This window comes from Intrasporangium sp. (genome assembly GCF_040414665.1).
In the GTDB taxonomy this organism is placed as follows: Bacteria; Actinomycetota; Actinomycetes; order Actinomycetales; family Dermatophilaceae; genus Intrasporangium.
This window is the reverse complement of the sequence record NZ_JBEDUL010000020.1, coordinates 1-14,137: the sequence shown is the minus strand read 5'-3', so window position 1 is coordinate 14,137 and position 14,137 is coordinate 1. Positions and strand designations below refer to the sequence as shown.

Sequence of the window (14,137 nt, the reverse complement as noted above, 5' to 3'; positions counted from 1 at the left end):
CGTCTGGGGCGCGTTCATCCATGGCCGCGCCGGGGAGCGGCTCACCGCAGCCGTGGGCCGGGTCGGTTTCCTGGCCCGGGAGCTCGTCAGCGAGCTTCCAGCCGCGCTGGCCGAGATCGAGGTCTGACCCCCGCACGTCACTGGGTGGCGCTTCGATGCGCCGGTCCGTCGCTGTTCCTCAGATCACGTCCGGACCACTCGTGGGTTCAGGACATCGTGGTAGGGACTCGGTTACGGTCGAGAGGTGACCGTCGAGCTGCTCATCGACGGGGCCGAGCTCGTGGCAACGCTCGACGCCGACGACCGCGAGATTGCCGGAGGCTGGGTGGCGATCAGCGACGGCCTGGTGACGACCGTGGGTGGTCCGGCCGACGAGCGACCCACGGCGGCAAAGGTGCTGCGCGCGGAAGGCTGCCTCGTCACTCCGGGGCTCGTCAACACGCACCACCACATCTACCAGAACCTCACGCGCTCCCATCGGCCAGCGCTCAACGCATCACTGTTCCGGTGGCTGACGACGCTCTACCCGATCTGGGCGGGGCTCGACGAGGAGGCGGCCTACGTGTCGGCGTGGATCGGGCTGTCCGAGCTCGCGCTTGGAGGTTGCACGACGACGACCGACCACCTCTACGTCCATCCACGACACGGTGGCGATCTCATCACGGCTGAGATCACCGCGGCGAAGGAGCTCGGGATGCGGTTCCACCCGACCCGAGGCTCCATGAGCCTGTCTGTGAAGGATGGCGGCCTCCCCCCCGACTCGGTGGTCCAGGACGACGACGAGATCCTCGCCGACAGCGAACGACTCGTCGCCCGTCACCATGACCCGTCCTGGGGGGCCATGGTGCGGATCGCGCTGGCACCGTGCTCGCCGTTCTCGGTCTCCTCGGACCTGATGAGGCGCACGGCCGAGCTGGCCGAGCGGCTCGACGTGCGGCTCCACACCCATCTCGCGGAGGACCCCGACGAGGACCGCTTTGCCGCAAAGGCGTTCGGCCAACGCACCATCGAGCACTTCGAGGACGTCGGGTGGCTCTCGGATCGAAGCTGGGTGGCCCACTGCATCTATCCCAACAAGGCCGAGGTCAGCCGGCTCGGGGCCGCCGGGGTGGGCGTCGCACACTGCCCGTCCTCGAACATGCTCATCGGCGGCGGCGGCATGGCTCCGGTCACGGAGCTCCGCGCTGCCGGGTCGCCTGTCGGACTGGGCTGCGACGGCTCGGCGTCCACTGACCACGCGTCGCTGTGGCTCGAGGCGAGGACGGCACTCCTGTTGGGCCATCTGCGAGAGGGCCCGGCAGGCATGACCGCCAGAGACGTGCTGGAGCTGGCAACCCGTGGATCCGCCGCGTGCCTGGGCAGAACGGGGGAGCTCGGCACCTTGGCGGTGGGCGCCGCCGGAGACCTCGTCTGCTGGCCGTTGACCGGAATCGCGTTTGCCGGGGCTCTCACCGACCCAGTCGAGGCGTGGCTCCGGTGCGGTCCGGTGGCCGCGCGGCACACGGTCGTCGCCGGACGACCAGTCGTGGAGGACGGAGTGCTCGCATGTCCGGGCCTGGAGGACATGCTTCGCCGACATCGCACCATCGCTGCCCGTCTGCAAGGACTGGGCTGAGACAGACGGGAGGCCAACGATGTCGTCCTTGGGACTCGAGGATCATGTCGTCGATGGCGCCATCCTCGAGCGTGCCGTTGCGCACTTCCGGACGCGCGGCATCGTGCTCCCGACCCTGGCAGAGCTCGCGGATCCGGCCCGGATCCCCGCACGGGTCCAGGCCAACCTGGCGGACGTCGGGCCGGATGCGGCGGACCCGCGGAACCTGTTCCGGATTCACTGGTACAACGGTGGGTCGAGGACCTCAGCCGTCCCGGTGCCCGGACACGTCGTCCTGCCGAAGCAGCTCACCGGCGTCGAAGCCCAGATCGCGGTCGTCTTCGGTGACCGGTTCCCGATGATCCGATCCCACAAGGTTCTCGCGGCGTACGCCTGCCTCGTGCCACGCATCGTCACCGGCCAGTTCGACCCGACCCGGCAGCGTGCCGTCTGGCCGTCGACCGGCAACTTCTGCCGCGGTGGGGTGGCGATCTCGCGGATCCTCGACTGCCGGGGTGTCGCGGTGCTCCCCGAGGGCATGAGCCGGGAGCGCTTCTCCTGGCTGAGGAGCTGGGTGACCGCGCCGGAGGACATCGTCACCACGCCCGGCACCGAGAGCAACGTCCACGAGATCTACGAGGAGTGCGGCGAACTCGCCGCCGATCCGGCCAACGTGATCATCAACCAGTTCGCCGAGTTCGGGAATCACCTGGGGCACTGGCTGTGCACGGGGCGAGCGCTCGGCGGGCTCTTCGAGCACCTCCGCACGAGCCAGTCTGACCTCGCCCTGAGCGCCTTCGTGTCGGCGTCCGGATCGGCGGGGACGCTCGGCGCCGGCGACTACCTCAAGGAGGAGTACGGCGCGAGAATCGTCGCTGTCGAGGCCCTGGAATGCCCCACCATGCTGCGCAACGGTTTCGGGTCCCACAACATCCAGGGCATCGGCGACAAGCACATCCCGCTCATCCACAACGTGCACAACACCGACGTCGTGGTCGCTGTCAGCGATCGCGCCACGGACCAGCTCTCGGTGCTCTTCAACGACCCGACGGGTCAGGCCTACCTGCGTCACAGGAGGGGCGTGCCCGACGCTGTCATCGGGGCCCTGCCGTCCTTCGGGTTGTCGAGCATCTGCAACATCATCGCCAGCATCAAGCTGGCCAAGCACCTCGACCTCGGCCCACGGGACGTCGTGGCAACCGTGGCGACCGATGGCGCGCAACTCTACGAGAGCGAACGACGTCGGATCCGATCGCGCGACTTCCCAGGCGGTTTCGACGAGTCCAGGGCGGCCGAGGTGTTCGGGCGCTGGATGCTCGGGGCCGGAACGAGCGACCTGCTCGAGACGGGGACGTTCGAGCGGAACCGGATCTTCGACCTCGGTTACTACACCTGGGTCGAGCAGCAGGGGATCGCACTTGACGACTTCGTCGTCCGCAGGGAGCCAAGCTTCTGGCGCGGCCTGCGACCCCGACTCGATGCGTGGGACGAGCTCATCACCGAGTTCAACAGCCGCACTGCCGTGGACGTCCCGTGACGGGCGAGAGCCGCATCGTCTGCTCGGCGTGTGGGGCCGCGCCAGATCCCCGCACGCCCTACCCGTTTCGTTGCCCCAACGCCGACTCCGACGATGTCGACCACGTGGTCGTGCGGCTGCTCGACCTCGACCGCACCGGCTTTCCGAGCCGGACGGACGAGTCCGAAGGGCAGGGCATGCCCTTCCTCCGCTACCGCGAGCTCCTGCACAGCCACCACCGGGCACGGGCCGCTGGGATGGGCGAGGACGAGTTCGTCGAGCTCGTGAGACGCCTCGACGACGCGGTAGCCGAAGTCGCTGGGGTCGGTTTCCGGACGACGCCCTTCGGGCGGAGCCCGCTGCTGTCGGACCGGCTCGGCTTCGCGCCTGCCGGTGGGGTGTGGGTCAAGGACGAGACCGGTAACGTCACGGGCTCGCACAAGGGCCGGCACCTGATGGGGGTGCTGCTCCACCTCGAGGTTGCCGAGCGCATCGGCCTGGCCGACCCGCACAACCGGCCGGACCTGGCCATTGCCAGTTGTGGCAACGCTGCTCTCGCAGCGGCTGCGATCGCACGGGCAGCGGAGCGGAGCCTCCGGGTTTACGTCCCCGTCGGTGCCGACGCCGGCGTCATCGAGAGCATCCAAGAGCTGGGTGCTGCCGTCGTCTGCTGTGATCGGGAGCCGGGTGTGCCGGGCGATCCCACGCTCGCGTACCTGCGCGCCGAGGTGGCCCGTGGAGCGATCCCATTCACGTGTCAGGGGAGCGAGAACGGCCTGGTCATCGAAGGCGGCTCGACCCTCGCCTACGAGATCGGGTCAGACCTGTGGCGGGAGGAGGTCGAGCTCGACCATCTCGTCGTCCAAGTGGGTGGGGGAGCGTTGGCGAGCTCGTGCATCCAGGGACTGGACGACGTCGCGGCCCTCGGGCTCCTCAGGCGAGCACCGAGGATCCACACCGTGCAGACCGCCGGTGGCCACCCTCTCGAGCGAGCCCATCGACGGGTGCGACAGGAGCTGCCGCCGTCGCCGAGCCGGTCCCAGGTCGACACGGTCCTGCGCCGGGCCGCGAGGCACCGGTCGGCATTCATGTGGCCCTGGGACCACGAGCCGCAGAGCATCGCCACCGGGATCCTCGATGACGAGACCTATGACTGGCGGGCGGTCGTCGCGGGGATGCTGACCAGTGGTGGCCGCGCCCTCGTTGTGACCGAGGAAGGCCTCGCAGAGGCGCACGAGCTCGGACATGCAGCAGGCTTCCCCGTCGACCCCACGGGCTCAGCGGGCTTGGCGGGTCTGCTCCAGTTGGTGGCGGACGGTGTCGTCGACGCGGGGGACCGTGTAGCAGTCCTCTTCACCGGGGTCGACCGTTAGCCGCCCTCGCGGAGGTCGCGGGACCAACGTCCCGTGACAGTGGCGAAGCGCCCCGGCATCGTGGACAGCGAGGGGGCGGGAGGAGCGACGATGACGGAGGCGCGCGGCGTGGACGTCGCCGCATCGCTCGCGCTACGCGGGGCGACCGTCGTCGTCGCTCTCCATCCGGCGGAGGTGATGGAAGCCGACGTCGTCCTCGTGGGCGATCGCATCGGTTACGTCGGCACGGCACCGGCCGGCGTTGCCGCAAGGGACTGTTCGGGCACGCTCATCGTGCCGGGCAACGTGTGCGCCCACCACCACGCCTACTCGGCCCTGAGCCGGGGGATGCCCCATCACCTCGCCCCGCCACAGACCTTCACCCAGATCCTCCAACAGGTCTGGTGGCGCCTGGACCGCGCCCTCGACGAACGAGCGATTCGGGCGTCGGCGTTGCGGGCGGGCCTGGACGCCCTCCGTTGCGGAACCACGACCATCATCGACCACCATTCGTCGCCGAATGCCATCGACGGCTCCCTGGACATCATCGGAGAGGCGCTGGCCGAGCTCGGCGTGCGCAGCGTGCTCTGCTACGAGGTGAGCGACAGGGACGGACCGGCCCGCGCTGAGGCAGCCATCGCCGAGAACCGCCGCTTCCTCGGCCGAGCCCGCGGGCTCGCCCGGGGCATGGTCGGCGCGCATGCGTCCTTCACCCTCTCGGATGAGACACTCGCCGCCCTGGCCGACGCCGCCCGGAGCCTCCAGTCGGGGGTGCACATCCACGTCGCTGAGGACGAGGTGGACCAGGTGGACGCCCGCCGACGAAGCGATCACGGTGTCCTCGAACGACTCGACCGCGCAGGCATCCTGACCCGCATGGCACTGCTCGCGCACTGCGTGCAGGTCAACGGCCCGGAGATGGACCTCGTCCGGCAGGCCGGCGCCACGGTCGTCTGCAACCCCCGCAGCAACATGAACAACGCGGTCGGGCTCTCGCCCTACACCTACGCCACGAGTGGTGTGGCTCTCGGCACCGACGGCATCGACGGGGACCTCATGGCCGAGTCACAGACCGGCTACTTCCGGGCCAGGGAGGCCGAGGTCCTGACGCCTGCCAGCTGGCCGCTGGCCCGGCTGGCCGAGGGAGCGCGGTTCGCCGGAGCCATCCACGGGGAGCCATTGCTCGGCGTGCTCCGACCAGGCGCCCCGGCTGACGTCGTCGTCCTGGATTATCCGGCACCCACTCCAGTCTGCGCCGACAACCTCGCGGGCCACTGGGTGTTCGGCCTGTCCTCCGGCCTGGTCCGAGACGTCTTCGTCGGCGGTGAGCTCGTCATCGAGAACGGCCGGTCGACGTGCCTCGACGGAATCGAGGTGGCGAGGGAAGGAGCCCGGGAGGCAGGACGGCTGTGGGCCCGGATGGCGGAGATCCCCCCGCACGACTTCGACCCGGAGAGGAGCTGGACATGAGGGTGGCGCTGTACCTCCAGGACCTCCACCCGATCCGGGACGGGATGGAATACGCACGCCGGGCCGAGGAGCGCGGCTTTGACGCGGTCTGGCAGGCGGAGAGCCGACTCGTGCGCGAGGCCACCGTGCCCATGGCCGCGTACGCCGCCGCGACCAGCCGGATCAAGATCGGCGCCGGCGTGGTCCCGATCTGGACCCGCAACGTCGGCCTGCTGGCTGCGACCTTCTCGACCCTCGACGATCTCGCTCCCGGCCGAATCATGCTCGGCCTGGGGGCGTGGTGGGACCCGCTCGCCACCAAGGTGGGGATCGACAGGAGCAGGCCCCTGGTCGCGATGCGAGAGTGCGTCGAGGCGACACGACGGCTCCTCGCCCTCGAGCGGGTCACCTACCACGGCGATTTCGTGCACCTCGACGACGTCGAGATCGACATCGTCCACGGCAACCGGTCACCCAAGCAGGTGCCGATCTACATCGGCGCAACGGGCATGCAGATGATGGAACTCGCCGGCGCCATGGCCGACGGTGTCGTCCTCAACTACCTGGTGCCCCCCAGCTACACGACCCGCGCCCTCGCCGCCCTGGGCAAGGGCGCAGAGTCTCGGGGCCGAGCCGTGGACGACGTGGACCGGCCGCAGCTCGTCGTCTGCTCGGTCGACCAGGACCGGCAGGCGGCACTTGACCGTTCGCGTGAGCTGATCGCCCAGTACCTCGGGCAGCAGCCCCACCTGATGAAGGCCAGTGGAGTCGACCCCGGCCTCATCGAGCAGATCGGCAGGGTCCTCACGTGGCCGGCCGGGCCCGAGGAGATCCGCCGGGCCAGGCATCTGGTCCCCGACCACGTCGTACAGCAGCTCACCGCGTCGGGCAGCCCGGACGAGTGCCGCGCCAAGGTCGCCGAGTACGTGGACGCCGGAGCGACGTGCCCCGTCCTGTACCCCCTCGGTGACGTCCAGCTGACGATCGACACCTTCGGTGTCTGAGGAGGAGGTAGCACGATGAGAAGCTTCCTGGGGCGAGACATCCTCTCGCTGAAGGACGTCGAGCGAGACGAGTACTTCCAGATCTTCGAGGTCGCGGAGCGGTTGCGGCCGTTCGCGGAGCGCCGGCGCAACGGCGACCTGCTCGCGCACAAGACGCTCCTCACGGCCTTCTACCAGCCCAGCACGCGCACCCGCCTCGCGACTGAGGCCGCCATGCACCGCCTCGGCGGCCATGTCCTCGGCTTCGCCGACGCGAAGATGACCCGTGCCGGCGACTTCTACCAGGAGTCGATGAAGGACACCGCGCACATGCTCGAGTTCTACGGCGACGTGATCGCGATGAGACACCACCTCCAGGGGGCGCCCCACGAGGCCGCCCACTGGGCCTCCGTGCCGGTCCTCAACTGCGGCGACGGCTGGGGAGAGCACCCTACCCAGGTCCTCACCGACCTCTACACGATCTGGAAGGACAAGGGCACCCTCGATGGCCTGCGGGTGCTCTGCGTCGGCGACATGCGGATGCGGACCATGCACTCGATCCTCTACGCCATGGCCCAGTTCGACCTGGAGGCGATGGTGGTCGCTCCGCCCGAGCTGTCGCTGCGGCCCGAGTTCAAGGCGGAGCTCGAGGAGCGCAACGTCGCCTTCCGCGAGATCGAGTCCGTCGACACCTGCATTGCCGAGGCCGACGTCATCTACATGGAGCCGGTCGTCCAGGCCGACTACACGCAGTCGCGGGTCGAGCCGACCGCGGATCACGCACTGACGCCGGCGGCCTATCAGGTCACCAAGGAGCTGCTGCAAGCGAAGGCGAAGCGGGATGCGATCATCCTCCACTCGCTGCCCCGGATGGACGAGCTCCCGCCGGCCGTGGACAGCACGCGTCATGCCCGCTACTGGTTCGAGGCCTACAACGGGGTCGTGGTCCGAATGGCCCTCCTCGCGCTGGTCCTCGGGGCCATCGAGTGACAGGGAGGGCTCCCATGCAGACGCACCTGCGCGGTCGAGACGTCATCGACTTCCAGGAGTGGACCAGGGACGAGCTCGACACGGTCCTCGACGTGGCCTTCGAGCTCAAGCGGGATCGGGCGCTCGGCCGCCCTCACCCGTACCTGCAGGACAAGGTGCTGGCGATGCTCTTCTTCTTCGCGAGCACCCGGACGAGAGCCTCGTTCGAGGCAGGCATGGCCCAGCTCGGCGGCCACGCCCAGTTCATCGAGAGCCGCTCGACCCAGATCGCCCACGGCGACACGGCCAAGGAGATCGGCGAGATCCTCGGCCGCTACAACGACGGCATCGCCATCCGGAACGTCGACTGGGGGGTCGGCAACGCCTACCTCCGTGAGGTGGCCAGGGCGAGCCGGGTTCCCGTCCTCAACATGCAGTGCGACCAGTTCCACCCGCACCAGGCCCTGGCCGACCTGATGACGATCATCGAGCGTTTCGGGGACCCACGGGGTCGGACCGCCACCGTCAGCTGGGCGTGTGCGAGGACCTATTCCAAGCCGCTCAGCGTCCCGCAGAGCCTCATCATGCTCCTGCCGCGCTTCGGTATGAATGTCCGGCTCGTCCACCCTCCCGAGTTCGCGCTGCAGCCGGAATTCGTCGAGCAGGCAAGGGAGAACGCTCACCGGAGCCGCGTCTCCTTCGAGGCCCTGGACGACTTGGACGCGGGCATCCGGGGCACTGATGTGGTCTACGCCAAGAGCTGGGGCGCGGTGCTGACGACGACCGACCCGGCCGAGGAGGCCCGCCTGGTGTCGCGGTACGAGTCATGGATCACCGACGACCTCCGGCTGGCGACTGCCGGCGACGAGGCGGTCTACATGCACCCGCTTCCCGCCGAGCGGGGCGTCGAGGTCACCGACGGCGTCATCGATGGCCCGCGCAGTGTCGTCTACGACCAAGCCGAGAACCGCCTCCACGGACAGAAGGCGGTCATGGCGTTGACCATGGCGTGACTCACGGACAGGGCCTTTGGCCCCTAGTCGGTCCGGGTCCTGCCCGGGTCGACTGGGTCCCATGACAGTCACGGCCTACTGGCGTCCGTCGACGATCGCGGACGCATTCGACCTGCTGGAGCGTCCGGGAGCCGTCGTGCTGGCCGGCGGAACAGGGCTCGACCGCGGCCCGGCCGACCTGCCGGTGGAGGTGGTCGACCTGCAGGCGCTGGACCTCGACGGCATCTCCCCATTGCCGGGGGACGCGCTGCAGATCGGGGCCATGTCCACTCTGCAGGCCCTCGTCGACGCGGACCAGGTGCCGCAGGCAGTGCGCGAGGCGGCCCGCCGCGAGCGGCCCAGCACGCTGCGGGCGCTCGCGACCGTCGGCGGCTGCATCGCGACCGGGCATCCGGAGAGCGAGCTGCTGGCGGCACTGCTCGTTCACGAGGCAGTGGTGGAGGTCCACGCGCGGGATGGACACCAGTCGCTCCCCTTGGAGCAGCTGCTCGCGCGCCTGCCCATTGGAACCGGGGCTCTCGTGACGCGCGTGACGATCCGAACGGACGGGAGGGCTGCGGCTGCGCGCACCGCACGAACAACGGCCGACCGTGCCATCGTCGCGGTCCACGCGCGTGCGACCGAACGCGGCCGACGTGTCTGCGTCACGGGGGTCGACCGCACGCCAGTGCTCATCGAGCCGGGCGCCGAGCTTCACCCCAGCGACGACTTCCGCGGAGCAAGCGACTACCGGCGAGCCCTGGTCGAGGTCCTGCTCGCCCGGACCCTGGAGGCGATCTCATGATGGACATCGAGCTCACGCTCAATGGCACCGCGCGGCGGCTCAGCTGCGCCCCGGGCGACTCACTGATGACCGTTCTGCGCCGCCAGGGCTGCCTCAGTGTCCGCTACGGCTCGGCGACCGGCGAGACCGGAGCGGCCGCAGTCCTGGTCGACGGTCGACTCGTGCCGGCCGACGTCCTGCTCGCGCCGCAGGCGGCCGGACACGAGGTGACGACGGTTGAGTCACTCGACCTCGCCACGGGTGAGCTGCACCCGATCCAGGCCGCGTTCGTCGAGTCGGGGGCGCTCCAGTCCGGCTACTCGGCGGGGGCGATGATCCTGGCTGCCAAGGCGCTCCTCGATCGGGTCCCTGATCCTTCGGAGTGGCAGGTCCGGGAGGCCTTCTCGGGGATCCTCGACCGCGAGACCGGCTACGTGAAGGTGGTCGATGCCGTCCGCCGCGCAGCCGCGCTCCTCCGGGGCGAGCAGCCCGAACCGATGGAGCCCTTCGTCGTCGAACGCATCGGCGACGCCGAGCCGGGACCGGCACCCGTGGCGCCGGCCGCTGTGCCCCGCCTCGTCCCGTCACCGGACGTGCCGCAGACGGCCGTGGTCGGTCGGCCAACGCACAAGGTGGACGCCGTCCGGCTGGTGAAGGGCCACGCCGCCTTCGTCGACGATGTCGAGCCTCGCGGAATGCTCTACGCCAAGGTGCTTCGCAGCCCTCACGCGCACGCGCGCATCGTGTCCATCGACGACTCGGAGGCCCGGGCCCTGGCCGGCGTGCATGCCGTGGTCCACGCCTTCAACACCAAACGGGTCAAGTACGCGTCGGGGGGACAGAGCTGGCCCAACCCGCGGCCGTGGGACCAGGTGAGCTTCGACGAGAAGGTCCGCCACGTCGGCGACCGCGTTGCGGCGGTGGCGGCCGAGACGCCGGAGCTGGCCGAACGGGCCTGCGGGCTCATCACGGTGGCCTACGAGGCGCTCCCAGCCGTCTTCGACGAGCGTGAGGCGATCCTGCCGGGTGCGCCCGTGATCCACGACGAGCCCGACACCGAGGGGATCCACGACGCCAGCCGCAACCTGAGCCACCACATCACCGGGCAGACGGTGCCGGACGACCGTCTCGACGCGGCGTTCGCCGAGGCCGATCACGTCTTCGAGGGCACGTTCCACGTCCAGCAGCAGCACCACTGCCCGATCGAGCCCCACGTGACCATGGGCTGGCTCGACGAGGACGAGCGCCTCGTCCTGCGCAGCTCGACGCAGGTCCCCTTCCACGTCCGGCGCATGGTCGCCCCGCTCCTTGGGCTGCCGATCAAGCGCATCCGGGTCGTCAAGCCGCGCATCGGCGGCGGGTTCGGGGGCAAGCAGGAGATGCTCCTCGAGGACATCGTCGGACACCTCGTGCTGGCCTCCCGCCGTCCAGTGCGGCTCGAGCTGACCCGCGAGGAGGAGTTCGTGTCCTCGCGGATCCGGCATGCGCAGACCCTCACCTTCCGCACCGCGGTGGACACCGAGGGCCGGCTCCGCGCCCAGGACCTCCGGGTCATCGGCAACACCGGCCCCTACGCCACCCATGGCTTCACCGTCCAGTCGGTCACCGGACAGCGCGGGCTGTCCCAGTACAACTGCCCCGCAAAGCGGTACACCGCCGACGTGGTCTACACGAACCGCCCCGTCGCGGGCGCCTTCCGCGGCTACGGCGCCCCCCAGGCGCTCTTCGCCCTGGAGTCCCACCTGGACGACATCGCACGGGGACTCGGCATGGACCCGGTCGAGCTGCGCCGGAAGAACTGGGTGCGGACCGGCGACCCGCTCGACATCCTGCCAGCCCTGGGCGAGCGTGGGGCGACGGAGTCGGCGCCGGAGGCCATGCCTCGAGTGACGAGCTGCGCCACGGACGAGTGCGTCGCCCAGGCCACCCGCGCCATCGGCTGGGGCCGGCGCGACGACGCCGCGTGGCGGCGTCCACCGGACCGTCCGGGCATCCGGCGCGGCCTCGGCTTTGCCCTGTGCATGCAGGCCACGGCGATCCCGAACCTCGACATGGGCGGAGCATCGATCAAGCTGAACGACGACGGGTCGTTCAACCTCCTCGTCGGGGCAACCGACCTCGGCACCGGAGCCGACACCGTCTTGGCCCAGATCGCGGCCGAGGTGCTCGGGGTGGGCGCCGACGATGTCATCGTCTATGCGGCTGACACCGACCTGACCCCGTTCGACGTCGGAGCCTACGCCGACAGCACCACCTTCATCTCGGGAATGGCCGTCAAGCGAGCCTCCGAGACGGTGCGCGATCGGATCGTGCTGCGCGCTGCCCGGTTGCTCGGTCTCGAGTCCGCCACCGAGGTCGACCTGCGCGAGCGCAAGGCCTGGGCACCGGACGGACGGTCCGTCTCGCTCGAGGAGGTCGCCCTGCACAGCCTCCATGTCGAGGACCAGGAGCAGATCATGGCGACCGCGTCGCACGTCTCCGATGAGTCGCCGCCGCCCTTCGCCGCCCAGACGGCCGAGGTCGAGGTCGACGTCGAGACCGGTCAGGTGACGGTCACCAAGCTGGTCATGGCGGTGGACTGCGGTGTCGCCATCAATCCGACCACGGCCAGCGGCCAGGTCGAGGGTGCCATGGTGCAGGCGCTCGGCTACGGACTGACGGAGGAGCTCGTCCTGGACGAGGCCGGCAGGGCGGTCAACCCCCAGTTCGGGCCCTACTGGATCTTCCGGAGCGACGACACGCCGCCGACCGAGGTCTACCTCGTCCAGACGATGGAGCCAAGTGGCCCGTTCGGTGCCAAGTCGGTGGGGGAGATCGCCATCGACGGCGTCGCTCCTGCCGTCCGGAACGCGATCCTCGATGCCACCGGGGTCGGTATCAACGAGCTACCGCTGACGCCCGAACGCGTGTGGCGAGCGCTCCACCCGTGAGCGCCAGGATGTCCGACGCTCTCCTCGTGCGAGGTGGGACCGTCGTCGAGGCCACCGGTCCCCGCCGCGCTGACGTGCTGGTCGGCGATGGCCGCATCGTCGCCGTGGGGCCGGAACTGACGCATCACGGGGCCCGGGTCATCGAGGCCGGCGGCGCCTTCGTCATCCCGGGTGGCATCGACGTTCACACGCACTTCGCCCTCCCCGTCGGCGCGGTGACCTCGGCCGACGACTTCGAGTCGGGGACCATCGCGGCGGCGTGTGGAGGGACGACCTGCGTCGTCGACTATGCCGGCGCGGGCAGGGAGCCCTGGCAGCAGGCGATCGCCACCTGGCACGACCGAGCACGGGAGAGGGCCGTTGTCGACTACGCGTTCCACCTGACGGTGATCGAGCTCCCGCAAACGGTCGAGGGGGCCGCCGCACGCTTCGCGGAGTTCGTCGCTCGCGGCATCACGAGCGTCAAGCTCTACCTCGCTTACCCGGATCGCCTCATGGTGGATGACGACACGCTTGCGCGGGCGCTCGCTGCCTCCCGGCCGACGGGCATGCGCGTCTGTGCCCATGCAGAGGACGGTGCGGCGATCGAGGCCCTCACCGCGTCGGCGATCGCCGACGGACGAACCGGACCGGACGCCATTCCGTCCGTGCGACCGCCGTCCGTGGAGGCCGCCGCCATCAGGCGGGCCGCGGAGCTGGCGCGGGACGCCGCGGCCGAGCTCTACGTCGTCCACCTGTCGAGCGAAGCCGGGCTCTGGGCCATCCGCGCGGCCCGGTCGAGTGGCGCCATGGTGCGCGCCGAGACCTGCCCCCACTACCTCCACCTGGATGCGTCCCGCCTGCTGGCCGGAGACCGGGACTTCGTGTGCGCGCCACCCCTGCGCGCAGCCCCAGACCGCGCGGCGCTGTGGGCAGCCTTGGGGACTGGCGAAGTCGAGGTCGTCGCCACGGACCACTGCCCCTTCACCATCGAGGATCGCCGCCGTGGCACGTCGGGGACCGGGGCGAGCACCTTCACCCAGATCCCCGGCGGGCTGAGCGGCGTCGAGACCCGGCTCTCGCTCGTGTACCAGGGCGTCCGCCGTGGCCACCTGTCCCTCGAGCGTTGGGTTGACTGCACCTCGACCGCACCGGCGCGACTCTTCGGCCTGGCCGGCTGCAAGGGGTCGATCCGTCCCGGTCTCGATGCGGACCTCGTCGTGTTCGACCCCTCTGCCACCCGGCGCCTCGACTCGTCCGAGCTGCATTCGCGGGGCGACCGAAGCCCCTACGAGGGAGTCGTGGTGACCGGCTGGCCGGTCGTCACGCTCAGCCGGGGCCGGGTCGTCGCCAGGGATGGCGAGCCGGCAGAAGCCCAGCCGGGCTGGGGGCGGTTCATCCGGCGTTCCACGGACAGCACGCGGCCCCCGATCCCTTTTCCCGCAGGGACTCGGGGGCCAACTGGTGTCGAGGGGGGGACTTGAACCCCCACGCCCGTTAAGGGCACTAGCACCTCAAGCTAGCGCGTCTGCCATTCCGCCACCCCGACAAGGTGATGTGCAAGCGGTCCCGACGCACGTCTGGGAACT

General features: G+C 70.0%; 10 protein-coding genes and 1 tRNA gene. 10 read left to right on the top strand and 1 reads right to left on the bottom strand.

What is annotated here, in order from left to right:
- Positions 1–244 precede the first annotated feature (244 nt).
- From ABF401_RS02465 to hydA, 10 genes are all read left to right on the top strand, one after another.
- Positions 245–1,615 (top strand): 8-oxoguanine deaminase, encoded by a 1,371-nt coding sequence (locus tag ABF401_RS02465; protein ID WP_353507946.1) that lies wholly within the window; start codon positions 245–247, stop codon positions 1,613–1,615.
- 28 nt (positions 1,616–1,643) lie between these two features.
- Entirely contained in the window at positions 1,644–3,131 is a 1,488-nt protein-coding gene (locus ABF401_RS02460; protein WP_353507945.1) for a pyridoxal-phosphate dependent enzyme, read from the top strand.
- Positions 3,128–4,483, top strand: coding sequence for a pyridoxal-phosphate dependent enzyme (locus tag ABF401_RS02455; protein WP_353507944.1), 1,356 nt, complete (start codon positions 3,128–3,130; stop codon positions 4,481–4,483). The genes ABF401_RS02460 and ABF401_RS02455 overlap by 4 nt, the downstream gene beginning before the upstream one ends.
- A 90-nt stretch (positions 4,484–4,573) precedes the next feature.
- Positions 4,574–5,932 carry an amidohydrolase family protein gene (locus ABF401_RS02450; RefSeq protein WP_353507943.1) on the top strand — a complete coding sequence of 453 codons (1,359 nt, stop codon included), beginning with the start codon at positions 4,574–4,576 and terminating at the stop codon, positions 5,930–5,932.
- Entirely contained in the window at positions 5,929–6,915 is a 987-nt protein-coding gene (locus ABF401_RS02445) for an LLM class flavin-dependent oxidoreductase (RefSeq protein ID WP_353507942.1), read from the top strand. Before ABF401_RS02450 ends, ABF401_RS02445 begins: the two co-directional genes overlap by 4 nt.
- 15 nt (positions 6,916–6,930) lie before the next feature.
- Positions 6,931–7,884, top strand: a complete 954-nt coding sequence (gene pyrB / locus ABF401_RS02440; RefSeq protein ID WP_353507941.1) for an aspartate carbamoyltransferase — start codon at positions 6,931–6,933, stop codon at positions 7,882–7,884.
- 14 nt (positions 7,885–7,898) lie between these two features.
- A complete protein-coding gene (locus tag ABF401_RS02435) occupies positions 7,899–8,876 on the top strand; it encodes an ornithine carbamoyltransferase (protein WP_353507940.1) in 978 nt (325 codons plus the stop codon).
- Positions 8,877–8,937: 61 nt separating this feature from the next.
- Positions 8,938–9,660, top strand: a complete 723-nt coding sequence (locus ABF401_RS02430) for an FAD binding domain-containing protein (RefSeq protein WP_353507939.1) — start codon at positions 8,938–8,940, stop codon at positions 9,658–9,660.
- Positions 9,657–12,569: a molybdopterin-dependent oxidoreductase gene (locus tag ABF401_RS02425; RefSeq protein ID WP_353507938.1), complete on the top strand. Its 2,913-nt coding sequence runs from the start codon at positions 9,657–9,659 to the stop codon at positions 12,567–12,569. Before ABF401_RS02430 ends, ABF401_RS02425 begins: the two co-directional genes overlap by 4 nt.
- Positions 12,570–12,595: 26 nt before the next feature.
- Positions 12,596–14,032, top strand: coding sequence for a dihydropyrimidinase (gene hydA / locus ABF401_RS02420; protein WP_353507937.1), 1,437 nt, complete (start codon positions 12,596–12,598; stop codon positions 14,030–14,032).
- Here hydA and ABF401_RS02415 read toward each other — a convergent pair.
- Positions 14,011–14,097: transfer RNA gene (locus tag ABF401_RS02415), tRNA-Leu, on the bottom strand. The genes hydA and ABF401_RS02415 overlap by 22 nt on opposite strands.
- Positions 14,098–14,137: the final 40 nt, after the last annotated feature.

Bases quoted from the DNA above. Each gene is read 5' to 3' on its own strand.
- ABF401_RS02450 (WP_353507943.1), top strand. From the start codon at position 4,574: ATGACGGAGGCGCGCGGCGTGGACGTCGCCGCATCGCTCGCGCTACGC.
- ABF401_RS02445 (WP_353507942.1), top strand. From the start codon at position 5,929: ATGAGGGTGGCGCTGTACCTCCAGGACCTCCACCCGATCCGGGACGGG.
- pyrB (WP_353507941.1), top strand. From the start codon at position 6,931: ATGAGAAGCTTCCTGGGGCGAGACATCCTCTCGCTGAAGGACGTCGAG.
- ABF401_RS02435 (WP_353507940.1), top strand. From the start codon at position 7,899: ATGCAGACGCACCTGCGCGGTCGAGACGTCATCGACTTCCAGGAGTGG.
- ABF401_RS02430 (WP_353507939.1), top strand. From the start codon at position 8,938: ATGACAGTCACGGCCTACTGGCGTCCGTCGACGATCGCGGACGCATTC.
- ABF401_RS02425 (WP_353507938.1), top strand. From the start codon at position 9,657: ATGATGGACATCGAGCTCACGCTCAATGGCACCGCGCGGCGGCTCAGC.